This is a genomic window from Plantactinospora sp. B6F1 (genome assembly GCF_040120695.1).
Classification (GTDB): Bacteria; Actinomycetota; Actinomycetes; order Mycobacteriales; family Micromonosporaceae; genus Plantactinospora.
On sequence record NZ_JBEEAC010000002.1, the window covers coordinates 454,121 to 472,160 of the forward strand.

Sequence of the window (18,040 nt, forward strand, 5' to 3'; positions counted from 1 at the left end):
AGAGCGAATACAGCGCTGGCTGCCAGCGCCACGACCACACCGGCCCGGTAGATCCAGGCTCGTCGGTGTGCTGTCACGTCCACCGCCTTCCGGGGCTCCACCGCCGACCCCTCGTCGGCCGGGGATCAACCCATACGACTACACCGTCGGCAACTATGCCTTGTCTGACCGGATGAGCGCGACCCAGGGGCGGCGAAAAATGCCACGAAGCCAGGTCGTATCGTCCCGACGTGTCCTCTCCGCACAATAAGTCCGCACCGGTCGCTGCAGCGCTGGCCGATCTCGACGCCGGCCGTACGCCTGACCGGGCGACCCTACGGGACGCCGTTCGGGCCCTGCTGGGTGACCTGGCTCGTGCTGCCCCCGGCCGGGCGGTGGAGGTCCGGGTACCACCTTATGGTGCGGTGCAGTGTTGTGCCGGCCCGCGACACACCCGTGGTACACCGCCGAACGTGGTGGAGATGGCGCCGGCGACCTGGGTCCGGCTGGCGACCGGGCGGATGTCCTGGTCGGAGGCGGTTGCCGAAGGGCTGGTGCACACCAGCGGCAATCGTTCTGATATCTCCCTTTATCTCCCGATTTAGCTGAACTTTTCCATCACCATCCGTCACTTATGGGGGCCATAACGTGGCTCTCTGTATCGGCTCCGGTTCGCGTACACTGTCTGAGTCGACGGAACCCGAAATCACCCGGGCGACAGGCGAGTCCGAGCAGATCAGCAAGAGGGAGCGGCAGGTGCCCCGAGGCGACGGCCGGTTGAGCCATGACCTCGACCCCCAACGACCCGGTCCGCAGGACGCGTGCGGCGTTTTCGGAGTCTGGGCCCCGGGCGAAGAGGTGGCAAAGCTCACCTACTTCGGTCTCTACGCACTGCAGCACCGTGGTCAGGAGGCTGCCGGCATCGCGGTGAGCGACGGGTCGGGCGTGGTGGTCTACAAGGATCTCGGCCTGGTCGCCCAGGTCTTCGACGAGCCGACGTTGGCGAGCCTGCGCGGCCACCTGGCGATCGGACACACCCGATATTCCACAACCGGCGGCTCGACCTGGGAGAACGCCCAACCGACCATCCGGGCCAACACCGCGGGCACCACGATCGCGCTGGCACACAACGGCAACCTGGTGAACACCGCCGAGCTGGCCCGGGACGCCGTCGAGCGCGGCATGGACTCCGACGGGTCGACCTCCGACACCGCCCTGGTGACGACGCTGCTGGCCAGCCGCCCCGACCTGTCCGTCGAGGCGGCCGCGCTGGAGGTGCTGCCGACACTGCGCGGCGCGTTCAGCCTCGTCTTCATGGACGAGACCACCCTCTACGCCGCCCGCGACGCCTACGGGGTCCGTCCGCTGGTGCTCGGCCGGCTGGAGCGTGGCTGGGTGGTGGCGAGCGAGACCGCCGCACTGGACATCGTCGGGGCGAGCGTGGTCCGCGAGATCGAGCCCGGCGAGCTGATCGCCATCGACGAGCACGGCCTGCGGTCCGCCCGGTTCGCGGCGCCGGAGCCGAAGGGCTGCCTCTTCGAGTACGTCTACATCGCCCGGCCGGACACCACGATCGCCGGGCGCAACATCCACGCGGCCCGGGTCGGCATCGGCCGGAGGCTCGCCCGGGAGCACCCGGTCGAGGCCGACCTGGTGATCCCGGTTCCGGAATCCGGCACCCCGGCCGCGATCGGCTACGCCGAGGAGTCCGGCATCACCTACGGCGCCGGCCTGATGAAGAACCCGTACGTCGGGCGCACCTTCATCCAGCCGTCGCAGACGCTCCGCCAGCTCGGCATCCGACTCAAGCTCAACCCGCTGCGGGAGAACGTCCGGGGCAAGCGGGTGATCGTGGTGGACGACTCGATCGTGCGCGGCAACACCCAGCGGGCGATCGTCCGGATGCTGCGCGAGGCCGGCGCCCTGGAGGTGCACGTCAGGATCTCCTCACCACCGGTCAGCTGGCCCTGTTTCTACGGAATCGACTTCGCCACCCGGGCGGAGCTGCTCGCCAACGGGCTGGACAACGAGGGCATCCGGCGGTCGATCGGGGCCGACAGCCTCGGCTACGTCTCCCTCGCCGGACTCATCGCCGCCACCGAGCAGCCGAAGACCCGGCTCTGCCGAGCCTGTTTCGACGGGGAGTACCCGATCGAGCTGCCGGCAGGGAACCTGATTGGCAAGCACCTACTCGAAGGGGTTGACCGCCGGGTCGCCGGCGCCGGGGCGGAGGAGGTGGTCTCGACCGGGGCCACCCGCGGTCCGGGCGGTCAACCGTTCGTCAGCAATTCCAGCGGCGGCGAGGTGTCGTCGCACGCGTAGGCACCACGCCGGGCACGGCTGATGGGCACGGCGCCCGGCGGCAGGACCGGCCCGACCGGGTGGCTACATCCGGCCGGGCAGCACGGAGTCGAGCGATCCTCGACCGCTACCGACGCGGCCAGCCGCGAGAACCACTAAGGGGAGAACCGTGACGCACGTGACCGAGCGCAGTGGTGCAGGAAGCGGCCCGAGCGGCACCCATCAGCCCTGGACGGCGGGGATGGGCCGGTCCGGCCGCAAGCGCACCGTGTCGTACGCGGACGCCGGCGTCTCGATCCACGCCGGCGAGCGCGCGGTCGAACTGCTCCGGCCGAAGGTACAGGGCACCCGGCGCCCCGAGGTGATGGGCGACCTCGGCGGCTTTGCCGGCCTGTTCCGGCTGGACACCCAGAAGTACCGCAACCCGATCCTCGCCTCGTCGACCGACGGGGTGGGCACCAAGCTGGTCATCGCGCAGCAGATGGACATCCACGACACCGTCGGCATCGACCTGGTGGCGATGGTCGTGGACGACCTGGTCGCCTGCGGCGCCGAGCCGCTCTTCCTGCTCGACTACATCGCCTGCGGCGAGGTCGTCCCGGACAAGGTCGCCGAGATCGGCGCCGGCATCGCCGACGGCTGCCGGTACGCCGGCTGCGCGCTGCTCGGCGGCGAGACCGCCGAGCACCCCGGCGTGCTCCGCCCGGACGAGTACGACGTCTCGGCCACCGGCGTGGGTGTGGTGGAGGAGAGCGAGATTCTCCGCCCGGAGCGGGTCGAGGTCGGCGACGTCGTGATCGCGATGGGCTCCTCCGGCCTGCACTCCAACGGCTACTCCCTGATCCGGCACGTACTGCTCGGCGCCGGCCGGATGCGGCTGGACACCGTGATCGAGGACTTCGGCAGGCAGCGGACCCTGGGTGAGGAGCTGCTGACCCCGACCAAGATCTACGCGCAGGACTGCCTGAAGCTGATCACCGAGGCCGAGGTTCGCGCCCTGGCGCACGTCACCGGCGGCGGAATTCCCGGCAACCTGGTCCGGGTGCTCCCCGACCACGTCGACGCGGTGGTCAACCGGGCCACCTGGCGACCGCAGCCGATCTTCGACCTGGTGCAGGCCAAGGGCCGGATCGAGGACCAGGACATGGAGTCCACCTTCAACATGGGCGTGGGCATGTTCGCCATCGTGTCGGCCGAGGACGCCGACCGGGCGCTGGCCTGCCTGACCGGCCGGGGTGTCGAGGCCTGGCAGGCGGGTGAGATCATCGAGGGCACCGGCGAGGTGCACATGATCGGCCAGCACACCCGGGGCTGACCCGGACGCGGCCCGGCAAGCCGGGCATGCGACGCTGGGCCGAGTACGAAAAGGCGTCAAAACCCGTATCCGCGATATTGCCCGTGATTCTCGGCATACCTGGTCAGGACTTCACCGGGGTGGCTACCGCCACCTAGCCTGAGGGGCACCTCACAGGCGGGGGAGGAGGGCCATGGCTGTCCGTGGACAGGAGTTTTCCGGCATGCGGGGGATCGCCGCGGTCCCCAGCTACGTGGTTATGCAGCCGACCACGCTGTGCAACCTCGACTGCGCGTACTGCTACCTTCCGCTGCGGGCGACGGACCGTCGGATGACGGTACCGGTGGCGGCCGCGGTAGCCGGCCCGGTCAACGGCTGGGCGCGGCACGGGCGGTTCTCGGTGGTCTGGCACGGGGGCGAGCCACTCGCCGCCGGACGGGAGCACCTCGCGGCGCTGCTGGCGCCCTTCGACCCCGCGGTCGAGCACCACGTGCAAACCAACGCGACGTTGATCGACGACGCCTGGTGCGAGTTCTTCGCCGCACACCGGATCCGGGTCAGCGTCAGCGTCGACGGACCCCGGGACCGCAACCGGGAGCGGGTCGGCCGGGGCGGCCAGCCGTCGTACGACCGGATCATGGCCGGCGTCGAGGCGCTACGCCGGCACGGGATCGGGTACTCGGCGCTCTGCGTGGTGAGCCGGCCGGAGCCCGGTCTCGCCACCGAGCTGTACGACTACTTCCTCGGGCTCGGCTGCGACGTGCTCGGGATCAACATCGAGGAGACGGAGGGGGTCAACACCCGGCGCAACGCCCATCCGGCGGAGCTGGTCGGCGGCTTCTGGGCCGAGCTCGTCACCGCCTGGCGCCGGGATCCCCGGATCCACCTCCGGGAGATCGAGTGGTCGCTTCGGTACGCCGCGGCGGTCCTCGACGGCGCCGAGGACGACGTCCTGCCCCGCCAGCTCGACCCCATCCCGACCATCGGGTACGACGGCTCGGTGGTCCTGCTCTCCCCGGAGCTGGCGGGCTTCTCCGACCCGCACTACGGCGACTTCACCAGCGGGAACGTCCTGGAGACCCCGTTGGGGGACATTCTCGGCAGGGCCGCACAGACGCCGTGGGTGACGGAGTTCCTGACCGGCGTGGAGAGTTGCCGCGCCCGCTGCCCATACTTCGGATTCTGCGGGGGCGGACACGCCGCCAACCGCTACTTCGAGCATGGGCGCTTCGATGGTACGGAGACCGACCACTGCCGCAACAGCAAGATCCGTCTACTAGAGGGAGTGTTGGATCATGCCCGAGACCACGAGCCAACCGCCGCCTGAGCCGGTCGAGGCCGGAGTGCACGATCCGGTGGCCACCCGGGTCCTGGGTGCTCGGGCCGGGCTCACCACCCTGCTGCGGGAGGCGGCGGAGGCGCGACGGCTCCGGGCCGAGGTGCCGGCCGGCGGGGACGGGGCGAGCGCGGTCTGCGCCTGGAACCACTTCGAGAACATTCCGACGTTCTACAACTGGAACAATCGCCCTCGATGAGTCTCGCCCCGGGCGGGCGGGTGGGCGGAAACCGACCTGATGGGCGGGCCGTCCCGTCCGTCCGCCTGGTGCTCGGACGTCCCGCCGTGTCGCTGATGGACGGGCGGGCCTTACCCGACGCCGGAGCGACGACGGGCCACAGCCAGCGGTAAGGACCTGCTGGTGGGCTGGAGACAGACTCCGGCCCGGCAGGTCCTTACCGATTGGCACCCCGACCGGCGGTACGGCCCGCAGGCACTCGGACACGCGTGAGCACGCGGTGTTACCGCGTGCTCAGATGTGACCAGAGATCAGCGGGCTGAGACCCAGTTACCCGGGTCGTCGTCCGCGTCGTGATCCTCGTCATCGTCGTCGACATACTCTTTGTAGTCGTCGTCGAAGTCGTGGTCCGACTTGCGGCTGCCGCCGAGTTCTCGCTGCAAGGCGGCGAGGTCGGTGTTCGGGGAGTGGTACTTCAACTCCCGGGCGACCTTAGTCTGCTTGGCCTTAGCACGGCCGCGCCCCATGGCTCGACCCCCTCGCACAGAATTCGGGGCAGCCCGAAGGCGGGCCCCGATGACGTCAGGCATCTCTCGTGGCTCTTACGGTACATGGGGATGCCCCGGTTCGGCACCTCGGGTTACCACCGCCCATGCCCGCGCGTCGCACCGACATCGACGGGCGGTCCCATCCTACTCAGTAAGGAGCGCCGACCCGGCCCAGTCATGACGCGTTTGTCGTCTCCAGACCCATCAGTCCAGTACAACGTACTTTCTACCTGATTACCCGGCAATCGACCGGACGTCCGTCCGGCCCGGGGCACGGAGCCGGTACCCATCGACTCCGGCCCCGAAGCCGTCGGAGCCGACGCTCAGCCCAGGTGGATCGTGCGCAGCCGACCCACGTCGGCCATCCGGCGCTCGGCGAGCCGGTCGGCGGCGACCGCCGGTGGCACGCCCTCGGCGTCGGCCAGCCGCAGGATCTCCCGGGTGGTGTCGTAGATCCGGGTGGCCCGCAGCTTCGCGCGCTCGAAGTTGAAGCCCTCGATCTCGTCGGCGACCTGGATCACGCCGCCCGCGTTCACCACGTAGTCGGGGGCGTACAGCACGCCCCGGTCGGCGAGCAGTTTCTCGATGCCCGAGTGCGCGAGTTGGTTGTTGGCCGCGCCGACCACCACCGAGGCGCGCAGCGCCGGCACGGTGGTGTCGTCCAGAGCGCCACCGAGGGCGCAGGGGGCGTACACGTCGATGTCGGAGGTGATCAGGGCCTGGGTGTCGGCGACCACCTCGACCTGCGGGTGAGTCTGCCGGACCCAGGAGAGCGCCCTGGGGTTGACGTCCGTCGCCACCACCGCGGCGCCGTCGTCGACCAGGTGGCCGGTCAGGTGCTTGCCGACCTTGCCCAGCCCGGAGATCCCGACCCGGCGCCCGGCCAGGATCGGTGACCCCCAGGTGTGCTCGGCAGCGGCCCGCATCCCCTGGAAGACGCCCCAGGCGGTCAGCACCGACGAGTCCCCGGCGCCGCCGTGCTCGACGCTGCGGCCGGTCACGAAGCGGGTCTCCCGGGCCACCACGTCCATGTCGGTGACGTAGGTGCCGACGTCGCAGGCGGTGTAGTAGCGACCGCCCAGCGACTCGACGAAGCGCCCGTACGCCCGCAGCAGCGGCTCGGTCTTGATCCGCTCCGGGTCGCCCCAGATGACCGCCTTGCCGCCGCCGAGGTCCAGCCCGGCGAGTGCGTTCTTGTACGCCATGCCCCGGGACAGGTCGAGTACGTCGTGCAGCGCCTCGGCCTCGGTCGCGTACGGGTAGAACCGGGTGCCGCCGAGCGCCGGTCCGAGTGCGGTGGAGTAGATGGCGATGATCGCCCTGAGCCCGGTCTGCTTGTCCTGGCAGAACACGACCTGCTCGTGGCCGTCGGAATCCGGCCCGTCGGTACTGGCGAATACGTCCATGTCGCGCTCCTGATCTCCGATGGGCATCCTCGTGGGATGCGGCGGGAAGGGGGGTTCCCGATGTGCCGGCGGGGGATGTTGCCGGCCTGCTCCGAGCCTAATCGTGATCGGCCCGGGTGTGGATCGTGGCCGGCGCGCGCGACATTGATTGAACCTTTTTCAACCTGAACCGCGCGGCGCTCACACACCGCGTCCGACCTTGCGCTCCGACGGACCGCAAGGGGAGGTTGAAGAAGGTTCATCGGAGACGCCGGGGACAGTCGGCTCCCGTTTCGTGGGAGGATCGCGCCGTGCCGTCGCTCTTCGCTTCCTACCTGCGGGTGTACGAGCCGTTGACCGCCTTCGACCGGGACCGGCAGATCTTCTGGCGTCGCTACGTCAAGGAGGGCAGGGCGGTGGCCCCGCTGGAGGGACCGGTACGGCAGCGGACGGCGGTGATCGAGGCGCTCGGTGCCGGCTGGACCCGGCTGCCCGACCTGCCCGAGGAGGCGTACGTCCTGGAGGCCGACGACACGCTGCTGGTCTGCCCCTGGAACCTGCGCGTACGGGTGGCCGAGGCGGCGCTCAGCGCCCGGGACGGCGTACCTCCGGTGCTGGCCGACGCGTTCGTCCCGCCGGTGCTCGCCGGCCAGGCGAAGGCCGTGGTGGAGGACTGGCGCAGCGGGGCCCGGGTGCTGGAGCACGGCGTGCCGAGGCTGCACGAGCAGATCGCCACCTGGGGGGTGCCGCTGCGCTGGTTCGTCTTCGTCGACCCGGAGGAGCGCGAGCTGACCACCCGGCCGGATCGGCGGGTGCTGCGCTACCGCACCGAGATCTCCAAGGCCCGGCGGCGGGCCTCGCGGGGCCTGTCGGTGCTGCGCAAGTCGGTCGGGGACGCGCCGATCACCGAGGCCGTCGAGGAGGGGGCCCGGTGGCTGGAGGAGTTCCATCCCCGGTCGGTCGTGGAGCTGGACTACGGTGGGCTGGTCGACCTGCTTCCGGACGAGGCGCTGGCCGCAGACGACTCGCCGGAGCTGGTCGCGGCCGGATTGGCCGGGCTGTCGAAGGGGGACGCGGAGGCGGCCACCGAGGCGTACGAGAAGCTCGTGGCACGCTGGCGGGCAGTCCAGTTACTGGAGCGTTGCAATTAGCGAATGATGCGGGTCAGGGCTGAATGGGAGCGCGCACAGGTGAATGCCCCTCGTAACATCGACGTCACCAGGGGCAATCGGCCGTCCGGTTAAGTCTTTTTCTGGCATAAAAAAGGACCATATATCGGTCATTGTTCATCCGTCCATCCAGGGACCTTCGGCCGTTCGGCCCATGTCGGACATCGGGGACTAGCCGGACCATGGGAGACGCGTCGGCCGGCGGGACCCCGGCCGATGTCTATAGGCACCTGTGGAGGAGTGACCGATGGCATCGCGTACGCATGAACCTGAGCCGCTACTCACGCCGGCAGAGGTCGCGTCGATGTTCCGTGTCGACCCGAAGACCGTGACCCGGTGGGCTAAGGCGGGGAAGCTCAGCGCGATCAGAACGCTGGGCGGGCACCGCCGTTACCGCGAGTCGGAGGTTCGTGCCCTGCTGCAGGGCCAGATCCCCCAGCAGCGGCAGGGCGACTGAGACTCGAAACCCGCACCTCGGATCAGGGGCGAGGGCTCGTACGGGCGTACGAATCCCCGTCCCTGAATCGTGTCCGGAGAGTCAACTCCCGGCCAGTGCCACGTCTTCCAGAGCCGCCCCGTCCACCAGCCGGCCGTCGCGCAGCGTCAGGACCCGGTCCGCCAGGTCGATCAGGGTCGGGTCGTGTGTGGCCACCAGCGCGGTCATCCCCCGGGCGTGTACCAGCGCGCGGAGCAGATCCATGATCGAACGCCCGGTCTCCGAGTCGAGCTGCCCGGTCGGCTCGTCGGCGATCAGCAGCGCCGGATCGTTCGCCAGCGCCCGGGCCACCGCCACCCGCTGCTGCTGGCCGCCGGAGAGCTCGTACGGGCGCTGCGCCGCCTGAGCACCCAACCCGACAAGTTCGAGCAGCATCGTCACCCGCTCCTCCCGCTCGGCCCGGCGCCGCTTCACCAGCCGCAGCGGCACCCCGACGTTCTCCGCCGCCGAGAGGATCGGGATCAGCCCGAACGACTGGAAGACGAAGCCGATGGTGGAGCGGCGCAGCTCCAGCAGCTCGTCACCGCCGGCAGCGGTGATCTCGTGCCCGGCGACGTGGATTCGTCCGTAGCTCGGCCGGTCCAGACCGCCGATCAGGTTCAGCAGGGTGGTCTTGCCCGCACCGGACCGGCCCCGGATCGCCACCAGCTCGCCCCGGGCGGCGGTGAACGAGACCTCCCGGACCGCGTGCACCACCCGGTCGCCGGCGGCGTAGTCCCGCCCGACCCCCTCGACCCGGACCAGTTCCTCGCCCATCAGCGGCCCTCTCTCGCCGTACCCGCCCGTCTCCGGTCGCCCCGCCCCGCCGGTCATGGCCGCTTCCTGTCGCCCCGCCCCGCCGGTCATGGCCGCTCCCCGTCGTTGCCGGGCCGGACCTGCACGTGATCCGGCTCCAGGTTGAGCCGGACCCGGTCGCGCAGGCTCAGCGCGTCGACGAAGCCCGCCGGCAACTGCATCCGGCCAGACCGGTCCAGCAGCGCGTACTCCTCGGTGACCAGCTCCTCGACGCCGTCCGCGCGCAGCCGCGTGGAGCGGCGTACCTCGGAGGCGGTCCGCCCGTCGCGGATCGCGACCGTCCGGCGGACCTGGGACGAGACCGCGTGGTCGTGCGTCACCACCACGATGGTGACGCCCAGCTCGGCGTTGATGGTGCGCAGCGCGCCGAAGACCTCGGCCGCGGTCGCCTCGTCCAGCTCGCCGGTCGGCTCGTCGGCGAAGAGCACCTCCGGATCGTTGGCCACCGCGACCGCCACCGCACAGCGCTGCTGCTCGCCGCCGCTCATCTGGTCCGGGCGGCGGTCGGCGCAGTAGCCGACCCCGACCATCTCCAGCAGCTCGGTCGCCCGCCTGCGGGCCGCCCGGCCGCGCAGGCCCCGGGCCAGCCGCATCGGCAGCTCCACGTTCTCCCGGGCGGTCAGGTACGGCAGCAGGTTGCGGGCGGTCTGCTGCCAGACGAAGCCGACGGTGTGCCTGCGGTACCGCAGCCGGCGCTTCGGCGACATCGCCAGCAGGTCGAAGTCGGCCACCCGGGCGATCCCGGCGGTCGGCACGTCCAGTCCGGAGAGGATGTTCAGCACCGTCGACTTGCCCGAGCCGGAGGCGCCGACGATGGCGAGCAGCTCACCCCGGTCGACCACCAGGTCCAACCCCTGTAGCGCGACCACCTCCACGCCCTCGGTCTTGAAGATCCGGACCAATCCGTCGCAGACGATGTGCCCACGCAGCCGGTCCTCGCCGCCGGCCCGGGCCGCCGCCCGCTCCGCGGCCCTGCGCTGGAGTACGGCGAGATCGGGCACCGCGGCGGTAGTCGTCGGACTCGCCATCAGTTTTCGTCCCCTCTCCGAGCCATCAGTTCTCCTCTCCGAGCCGGAGCACCTCGCCGAGGCGCATCCGCCGGTTGATCAGATTTTCGAGGCCGAGGGCGACGACCAGCGCCACCGCCACCAGCAGCAGTACGCCGACCATCAGCAGCGGATCCAGGTGGATCCGGGCCGGCAGGCCGCCGGTGAACCCGGACAGCCCCAGCGCCGGCCCGAGCAGCCGGGGCAGGGCCACCCCGACCAGTCCCCCGGCCAGCACCCCGACGCCGACCAGCGGCACCAGTTCGTATACGAGCAGCCCTCGGCCCTGCCGCCCGGAGAGCCCCATCGTGCGCAGCCGGGACAGCATCCGGCCCCGGCCGGGCGCCTCGGCGAGTACGGCGAAACCGACCGCCAGCAGTGCCAACGCGGTCGCCCCGGCCACCCCGGTGCCGAAGGTGAAGCTGAGCAGCCGGTTCACGCCGCTGCGCTCCAGCGCCTGCCGGTGCTGCTGCCAGGTGGTGATGCTGACCGACGTCTGCGGTCGTACCTGCTCGACCGGCTGGCCCAGTACCTTCGCCAGGTACTCCCGCTGGGCGGCGTCGACCGTCGCGATCAGTTCGGCGCTGGCGAAGTCGTCCCCGGCCACCAGGAACTGGTTGGGCCGGATCGGCTGGAACTCCGGCACCGGCATCGCCTGCCAGGGAAGTACGACGAACCGGCGGACCTCGGCCGCCAGCCCCGGGAAGCCGGACGCCACCTGGTCGACCCGGAACTCGTACCGCCGGCCCTGCACCTCGGTGACCGCACCGGCGCCGACCGCCTCGGCCACCTCCGGCGAGACCAGCGCCGGCACCGGGCCGTCGATCCGCCCCGACGCGGCCAGCCCGGCCGGCACGGTGACGTCGACACCGCTGGCCGCCAGTACCCGGGCCAGCGACGGACCGTCCACCACCAGTACCTGGGTCTGGCCGAGGTCACGCCCGCCGAGCCGGTCCGGGGTGGGTGAGCGCAGCGGCTGGCCCACCTCGACGGCCACCGGGCTGACCGCGTCCACTCCGGACAGCGCGTCGAGCCGCTCGGCGGTGGCCTGGTCGGAGTAGGAGCCGAGTATCCGGGCGTCGGCGCCGACCTCCTGGTCGGTCACCCGGTCCCGGGCCTGCGCGACCGTGCTCGTCACGACGCTGGTGAAGACCCCGGTGGCGATCGCGACGACGAGCACCGCCAGCGGCCCGACGGTCACCGGCGCACCCCTTCCGGCCCGGGCCAGGCCGACGAACGGCACCACCGTACGGGCCCGGGCGGCGATCCGGCCCACCTGGCGCAGCGGCCACGGCACCAGGCGCAGCGCCAGCAGGGCGGCGGCCACGGCCAGCAGTACTGGCACCGACACCAGGTACGGGTCGACCCTTTCCTGGCTCAGCCCGCGCCGTTGCAGCAGTACCACGCCGAGCACCGCGAGCAGCAGGACGAAGAGTTCGGCGGTCAGCCGGCGGACCGACGGGCGGTGGCGCACCAGGTCCCGTCGCCGGCCCACGAAGCTCGCCCGGCGCTGGCCGAGCGCCGCCAGCAGTGGAATGGCCAGGGTGGTGCCGACGGCGATCAGCGCGACCCCGAGCGGTTCGGCCCCGGCCGGGCGACCCGGCGCGAGCCGGCCGAGCAGCCAGCCGGCGAGTACCGCGACGGGCAGCACCGCGACGGTCTCCCGCAGCGTACGGGCACCGATCTCCAGGGCCGTCGCTCCTCTGGCCCGGAGCAGGGTGAACTCCTCCCGGCGACGCTGCACCGCCAGGCCGGCGGCCAGGGCGACCAGCCCGAGCAGGGTGGCCAGGATGCCGGCCTGCACCACGGCGAGCAGCGCCTGCACCGCGCGGAGTTGACCGTCGAACCTGGTCAGGCCGCCGTCCAGGCCGGTTGTCAGTACCAGGCCGCTGTCCAGGCCGGTCGACCTCGCCAGGCGGTCGCCCGGCGGTGTCCGCCGGGTCGCCGCGACCGCGGTCAGCACCTGCGGGATGTCGGCGGTGGTCATCCGCTCCTCGTCGACCCGGTAGCGCCACTCGAATCCGATCCCCAACACCCCTGCGGCGGTGGTGACCCCGGCCAGGTCGGTCAGCAGCGCCGCCCGGTGCGTGGTGCCCTCGGTCGGGTTCGGGCAGGCCACCTCGGCGATCCGGATCGCGTCCCAGGTCGGCGCGGTCGGATCGATCGGGTCGTACAGGCCGACGATCCGGACCCGGACGGAGCCCTTGTCGTCACCCGCGTCGCCGAGCACGACGGTGGTGCCGACCCCCAGTCCGAGGATGCCGGCGGCCTCCCGGGACAGTGCCGCCTCGACGCCGCCTCCGGACGCCGGCCAGCGCCCCTGCACGACCCGGAGCTCCCGTTCGATGCCTGCCTGGCCGCGCAGTTGCAGTTCCGGCCGGCAGCTTCCGCGCAGCGACGGCGCGTCACCGGCCACGGCCAGGTCCTTCGGGCCGATCCGGCCGGCGAACCACTGCTGGCCGACCAGTCCCGGCAGCGGCCCGGGTAGCTGCTCCCGGAGCCGGTCGAGCCACCCGGCCGCCACGGCGGCGTCCGGACCCTGGACGGCGCGCATCGAGGCCGTGAACGTCAGGTCCCGGACCTGGTACGGCAGCTCGCGTACGTCGTGCCGCATCCCGTCGTCGGCGAACTCGTTCGCCAGCCGGGGTGCACCGGTCACCAGCAGCGCCGCCACCAGCCCGAGTACGCCGAGCAGCCCCAGATAACCGGCGAAGATCCGGGCCCGGCGCAACGGCCCCGGCAGTCGGGGCCCGACCCGCCTCGTCACCGCTCCTCCACCCCGCACGGCGTGCTGTCCCTGCACCGGTCCCGCGTTCACCGGTCCTCCATGATCCGGAGCGTTCACCGATCCTCCCCGATCCGGAGCGTTCACCGGTCCTCCCCGATCCGCAGTTGGGCCGCGGCCAGCCGTTGCCGCATGGTGGCGGCGGTCAGCCCACTCAGCCCGAGCGCGAGCAGCAGCAGCAGGGCGGCGGTCCCGGCGACCGGCAGCCAGGCGACGTCCAGCAGCGGCGCCGGCACCGGCCGTTGCGCCGATGGGGTGAGGATGACCAGCGGAGCCATGGTGGCCGCCACGGCGATGCCCACCCCGAGCCCGACCAGCACGCCGATGCCGGAGAGGAACGCCTGCTCGACCAGGAGCGACCGGGCCAGCAGCCGGGGACCGGCGCCCAGGGTGTGCAGCACGGCCAGCTCGGTGACCCGGCGCCGGGCGGTGGCCCGGACGTCCACGGTGATGCCGACCGCCGCGAGCAGGATGGCGCCGAGCGCGGCGGCGAACAGGGCGGCCCGGGCGCCGACACCGTACGGGTCGTCGGCCGAGCGGCTGGCCACCTCCACCCGGTCGGCGACCTGCAGCCCGCCGAGTCCGGCCGCCGTCCGGGCCGCCTCGGCGTGCTGGTCGGGGCGGGTGGCCAGCCACCACTCCTCGGTCGCCGAGAGCACACCCAGCCGGTGGTAGAGCGCGGTACTCAGCGACGGCAGGTCGACCAGGAGCGCCGCCGACTCCGGTACGCCGGGCAGCGCGGTCACCGTACCGGTGATCCGGACGTCGACGGTTCCGCCGTTCAGCACCAGCGCCGTCTGCTCGCCGACCCCGAGTCGCAGCGCCGCCAACGCCTCCGGGGTGGCCACCACGGGCACCTGCCCCGGGTCGGGCGCGACGGTCACGGCGAAGGAGACCAGCGAGTTGAGTCCCGCCCAGCCGCCGAACCGGGAGGCCTGGTACTGGGCGGTCAGCCCGGCTGGTCCCGCCGTCGCGGGTCCGGTACTGCCGGAGCGGTGTACCGCCTGCCACTGTCGGCCGTCGGTGAGCGGTACGCCGGTCCCGGCTCCGCCGGCCGGGACGGCACGCAGGTCGGTGAGTTGCCAGTCGACGAGGTACCCGGGAGGTCCGAGGGTGTCCACGACGAAGCCGGCCAGTTTCGGCGGCGTGTCGCCGCCCGCCGGCAGAGGCACGCTGAACCGCAGCGGGGTGTCGTCGTAACTCGCGCCGAGCGGGATCCGCAGGTGCCCGCCGTGCGGCTCGGTGAGGATCGCCGAGGTGCGGACCGGGACGCGGGCCGAACCGCCGGTGCCGGTGGTGGTGATCCGGCCGGTCAGCGCGGTGGTGCCCGGCGGAAGCGGCACGACCGGGGCGGTCACCCGGGCGTCGGCCATCCGGGCGAAGAGTCCGGCGGTGCCGCCGTCCACCTGGTCGTCCCGGACCCGGACGACCCGTTCGGCGCTGGCGACGTCCAGCGCGACCATCCCGGCCGGTACGGCGTCGCCGCCGAGCCGGGGGTTGTCCCGCCAGGCCGGCAGGATCTGTTCGGTGCCGGGCAGCTCGGCGAGCTGCCCGGCACGGGCCGGTGGCGCGACCCCGCTGGACTCGACGAGCCGCAGGTCGGCGCCGACCAGGTGGTCGGCCTGGTCGGTCAGGGACCGTTCCGAGGTGGCGGCCAGGCACCAGGCGAGGGTGCCGACCGCCACCGCCAGGGCGAGCAGCAGCACCGGGCCGGCGTGCGGCCGCCGACCGGCCTGCCACATCCCGAGCATGGTGCCGGTCCAGGACCCGCGGTCGACCCATCGCTGCGCGAGGTTGGCCATCGGTGGCAGGCCGCGCAGCGCGAGTACCGCGCCGGCCAGCACCCCGATCGTGGGGGTCGCGGCCAGCAGCGGGTCGATCCCGAGGGTGCCGTCCGGGCGGGCGCCGGCCAGCGGCGAGGAGTACTGCCGCAGTTGCAGCCAGCCGAGCACCGCCAGGGCGATCAGCGCGACGTCCAGCCCGGCCCGCTGCGCGATCGTCCGCCGGCTCGGCCGGGAGCGGCTGGCCATCTCGCCGACGTAGCTGCCGGCGCGGCGCAGCGCCGGGCCGAGCATCGCCAGCGCGCAGCCGAGCGCGGCCAGCCCGGCGATCAGCCAGGCCCGGGTGTCGAGCCGGGGACTCAGCCGCAGCGCGGCGGCGGCCAGCATCGGGGTACGGTCGGCCAGCCGGACCAGCTCGGTGGCGAGTACCGGCGAGATCACCGCGGCCGGCAGGACGACCAGTAACGCCTCCCGGGCGGCGAGTCCGGCCAACTGCCCCCGCCCGGCACCCCGGGCCCGGAGCAGTGCCGCCTCGCCCCGGCGCTGCTCGGTGAGGAGGAGTGCGACCAGCAGCAGCGCGTACCCGCCGAGGACCACCACCAGCAGCATCGGGGTGACCAGGGCCGACCGGCCGACCAGTCCGGCCCGCTCCAGCCGCTGCGCGAGCTGGTCGAGCTGCGTGGTGACCAGTCCCGAACTGCCGAGCCCGGTTTCCGCGGGCAGGTTGGCGGCGGTCTGCACGGCGGCCTCGCCGAGCCGGCCCAGCGAGTGCGTGGTGGCCCCGGCCAGGTCGGGCTCGACCAGCCAGCCGGCGGAGGCGTTGGCGATGAAGTGGTCGAGGAAGTCGGCCCGGTCGACGACCAGCGGCCCGTAGGTGGCGGACCCCGCCGCGACCCCGTCCGTGACCTCGGGCACGAGCCGCCAGTACGGGTCCCGGACGTCGTGGGGCTGCCAGACGCCGGTGACGGTCACCTCGGTGACCCGGTCGGTGACCCGGTCGGTGATCGGGATCCGGTCGCCGACCCGGGCTCCGAGGATCTTCGCGACCGGCTCGGCGAGCGCGGTCTGTACCGGTTGCCGGCCGGGGCTGGGCCAGGCGCCCTCGGTCAGCCGGGCGTGCCCGGGGAGGTCGTCGAGGAAGACGACCCGGGCGAAGACCAGGCCCTTGGCGTCCGGCACGGCGTTGCCGGTAGGGCCGGCGAACTGCCGCCCGGCGGCGTAACCCGCTCCGGCGATCTCGGCCGGTACTCCGGCGACACCGTCGGCGAACCGGGCCCGTACCGCCTCGTCCCGTTCGGCGAGGCTCGCCGGGCTGCTGCCGGCGGTGCCACGTACCAGGATCGACCGCTCCTCCGGGGTGGCCGACGCGACCGCGCGCTCGGTACCGGAGTCGATCACCTCCCGGCTGTAGCCGGCGAGGGCGGTGAGCATGGCGGTGGCGATCAGGGTCGCTCCGGTCGCCGCGAGGAGCAGACTCTTCGCCGTCCTGGCACGCCGAAACACCAGCCTCATCGTTCTGCTTCTCCCATGGGCGAGGCGGGCGGCGTGACTCGTCGCCCCTCATGGCAGCGAAGCGCCCGAGGACGAGTGAAAGGTTGGCTATGAAGGCGGTGATTTGGCCGACAGGCGACTTTGTGATCCGATCATGACGGAACTGAGATCGAGTCGTTGTGCCCCGCTACTTGTCCGGACGGTACGCACAACCGTGGCGACGGCTCTCCGGATCCGTCGTACCCGGCGAGCCGCCGCCACGGCCTCGGTGCGCTCGGCGCCCCCGGCGCCGCCGTTCAGGCGTGCGGGGGAAGGCCACCGTCCCCGTCCACCACCTCGTCCGGCTTTCCGTCCTCGTCGGTGTCCACCATGGTGATGTCCACCTTGCCGTCGCCGTCGGTGTCGAACTGGAAGAGGTCGGCCTTGCCGTCGCCGTCGGTGTCCACCACCCAGACGTCGGTCTTGCCGTCCTGGTTGGCGTCCGCCCGGAGCAGTTCGATCCGTTCGTCACCGCGGGTGTCGACGGTCTCCTGCGACTCGCTCATCTGTTGCCCTTCCGTCAGCTTGAAGTTCTGGCCACGCCGGAACCCTCGATCCGCGTGCCGCCCGGACACCCACGAGAACTCCCCGACACGACTACCGCACTCTGTCACCTCGCACTACCCCGGCGGGGCCCGGACCATGCCGGCAGGGCACGCCTCCGCCGTGCCGCGCGATCAGTTCGCGACGTACGGGTTGGTCTGCCGGTCCTGGTAGTTGACCTGGTCCACGATGCCGTCGTGGTCGGTGTCCAGCATCAGCCGGTCGGCCTGGCCGTCCTCGTCGGAGTCGATCCGGATCTCGTCCGGCCGCCCGTCGAAGTCGCTGTCGGTCATCCAGGTGTCCGGTCGGCCGTCGAAGTCGGCGTCCGCGACCACCCGGTCGACCACGCCGTCCCGGTTCGTGTCGGTGACCACCGAGTCGATCCGACCGTCCCCGTTGTTGTCCTCCAGCACCTGGTCGACCCGGCCGTCCAGGTCGGAGTCCCGCTCGACGGTGTCCAGCCGACCGTCCCAGTCGGTGTCCTGGTAGCGGACGTCGGCCACCCGGTCGCCGTTCACGTCGAACTCGAGCAACTCCGCGTAGCCGTCGCCGTCGAGGTCGGTGGCGACCGCGGTGACGCCGTTCGCGTAGTGCGTCACGACGGACGTGACCGGCGAAGACTCGTCGCCGACCGCCAGCGCGAGTGGGTCCGACGAGAGCGGGTCCGAGGTGAGGTCCACCGCCGGCCCGAAGCCCTGGTCGTCCTCGCCGGGCAGTTCGTGCTCCGGAAGGGTGTCGTCCAGCATGCTGGGGTCACCGTCGTAGCTCATGTCGTACCTCCCCGGTCTGCCCTGTGTCCGGCGGGACCGCCGGACACAGGGGTAACGCTAGGCCGAGGAGTCTTCCGGCGACTCCCGGAAGTGTGCCACTCCGG

15 protein-coding genes are annotated in these 18,040 nt (G+C 72.1%); 7 read left to right on the forward strand and 8 right to left on the reverse strand.

The features are described from left to right. Window positions 1–230 precede the first annotated feature (230 nt). The 5 genes from ABNF97_RS05225 (at window position 231) to amcA (ending at window position 5,109) form a co-directional block, all read left to right on the forward strand. Entirely contained in the window at window positions 231–584 is a 354-nt protein-coding gene (locus tag ABNF97_RS05225) for a sterol carrier family protein (protein ID WP_130461439.1), read from the forward strand. Between the two features lie 151 nt (window positions 585–735). Further along, the gene (gene purF, locus ABNF97_RS05230; protein ID WP_130461440.1) at window positions 736–2,301 is read left to right on the forward strand and encodes an amidophosphoribosyltransferase; all 1,566 of its coding nucleotides are present in this window, start codon (window positions 736–738) and stop codon (window positions 2,299–2,301) included. A gap of 148 nt (window positions 2,302–2,449) precedes the next feature. Then, window positions 2,450–3,595 carry a phosphoribosylformylglycinamidine cyclo-ligase gene (purM, locus tag ABNF97_RS05235; protein WP_349337801.1) on the forward strand — a complete coding sequence of 382 codons (1,146 nt, stop codon included), beginning with the start codon at window positions 2,450–2,452 and terminating at the stop codon, window positions 3,593–3,595. A gap of 202 nt (window positions 3,596–3,797) precedes the next feature. Continuing rightward, the gene (gene amcB / locus ABNF97_RS05240) at window positions 3,798–4,901 is read left to right on the forward strand and encodes a cyclophane-forming radical SAM peptide maturase AmcB (protein WP_349337854.1); all 1,104 of its coding nucleotides are present in this window, start codon (window positions 3,798–3,800) and stop codon (window positions 4,899–4,901) included. Beyond that, window positions 4,870–5,109 carry a multiple cyclophane-containing RiPP AmcA gene (amcA, locus tag ABNF97_RS05245; RefSeq protein WP_130461443.1) on the forward strand — a complete coding sequence of 80 codons (240 nt, stop codon included), beginning with the start codon at window positions 4,870–4,872 and terminating at the stop codon, window positions 5,107–5,109. The genes amcB and amcA overlap by 32 nt, the downstream gene beginning before the upstream one ends. 290 nt (window positions 5,110–5,399) lie before the next feature. On the opposite strand, the gene ABNF97_RS05250 is transcribed toward amcA, so the two are convergent. Together ABNF97_RS05250 and ABNF97_RS05255 are read right to left on the reverse strand one after the other, a co-directional pair. Then, window positions 5,400–5,615, reverse strand: coding sequence for a DUF3073 family protein (locus ABNF97_RS05250; RefSeq protein WP_130461444.1), 216 nt, complete (start codon window positions 5,613–5,615; stop codon window positions 5,400–5,402). A 344-nt stretch (window positions 5,616–5,959) separates the two neighbouring features. Next, window positions 5,960–7,042, reverse strand: coding sequence for a Glu/Leu/Phe/Val family dehydrogenase (locus tag ABNF97_RS05255; RefSeq protein ID WP_349337802.1), 1,083 nt, complete (start codon window positions 7,040–7,042; stop codon window positions 5,960–5,962). A gap of 290 nt (window positions 7,043–7,332) precedes the next feature. Between ABNF97_RS05255 and ABNF97_RS05260 the strand changes: the two genes are divergently transcribed. Both ABNF97_RS05260 and ABNF97_RS05265 read left to right on the forward strand, forming a co-directional pair. Next, window positions 7,333–8,172, forward strand: coding sequence for a DUF8083 family protein (locus tag ABNF97_RS05260; protein ID WP_130461446.1), 840 nt, complete (start codon window positions 7,333–7,335; stop codon window positions 8,170–8,172). A gap of 265 nt (window positions 8,173–8,437) precedes the next feature. Beyond that, window positions 8,438–8,647 (forward strand): BldC family transcriptional regulator, encoded by a 210-nt coding sequence (locus ABNF97_RS05265; protein ID WP_007073996.1) that lies wholly within the window; start codon window positions 8,438–8,440, stop codon window positions 8,645–8,647. An 81-nt stretch (window positions 8,648–8,728) separates the two neighbouring features. Here the strand turns inward: ABNF97_RS05265 and ABNF97_RS05270 are convergent, their stop codons facing one another. From ABNF97_RS05270 to ABNF97_RS05295, 6 genes are all read right to left on the reverse strand, one after another. Then, entirely contained in the window at window positions 8,729–9,442 is a 714-nt protein-coding gene (locus ABNF97_RS05270; protein WP_349337855.1) for an ABC transporter ATP-binding protein, read from the reverse strand. 86 nt (window positions 9,443–9,528) lie between these two features. Beyond that, window positions 9,529–10,509 (reverse strand): ATP-binding cassette domain-containing protein, encoded by a 981-nt coding sequence (locus ABNF97_RS05275; protein ID WP_130461447.1) that lies wholly within the window; start codon window positions 10,507–10,509, stop codon window positions 9,529–9,531. Between the two features lie 25 nt (window positions 10,510–10,534). Next, window positions 10,535–13,294: an FtsX-like permease family protein gene (locus ABNF97_RS05280; protein ID WP_349337803.1), complete on the reverse strand. Its 2,760-nt coding sequence runs from the start codon at window positions 13,292–13,294 to the stop codon at window positions 10,535–10,537. A gap of 101 nt (window positions 13,295–13,395) precedes the next feature. Beyond that, window positions 13,396–16,605 (reverse strand): FtsX-like permease family protein, encoded by a 3,210-nt coding sequence (locus ABNF97_RS05285; RefSeq protein ID WP_349337804.1) that lies wholly within the window; start codon window positions 16,603–16,605, stop codon window positions 13,396–13,398. A gap of 275 nt (window positions 16,606–16,880) precedes the next feature. Then, on the reverse strand, window positions 16,881–17,129 hold the full coding sequence (locus ABNF97_RS05290) for a hypothetical protein (protein WP_349337805.1): 249 nt from the start codon (window positions 17,127–17,129) through the stop codon (window positions 16,881–16,883). Window positions 17,130–17,300: 171 nt separating this feature from the next. Beyond that, on the reverse strand, window positions 17,301–17,936 hold the full coding sequence (locus ABNF97_RS05295; RefSeq protein WP_349337806.1) for a hypothetical protein: 636 nt from the start codon (window positions 17,934–17,936) through the stop codon (window positions 17,301–17,303). Window positions 17,937–18,040: the final 104 nt, after the last annotated feature.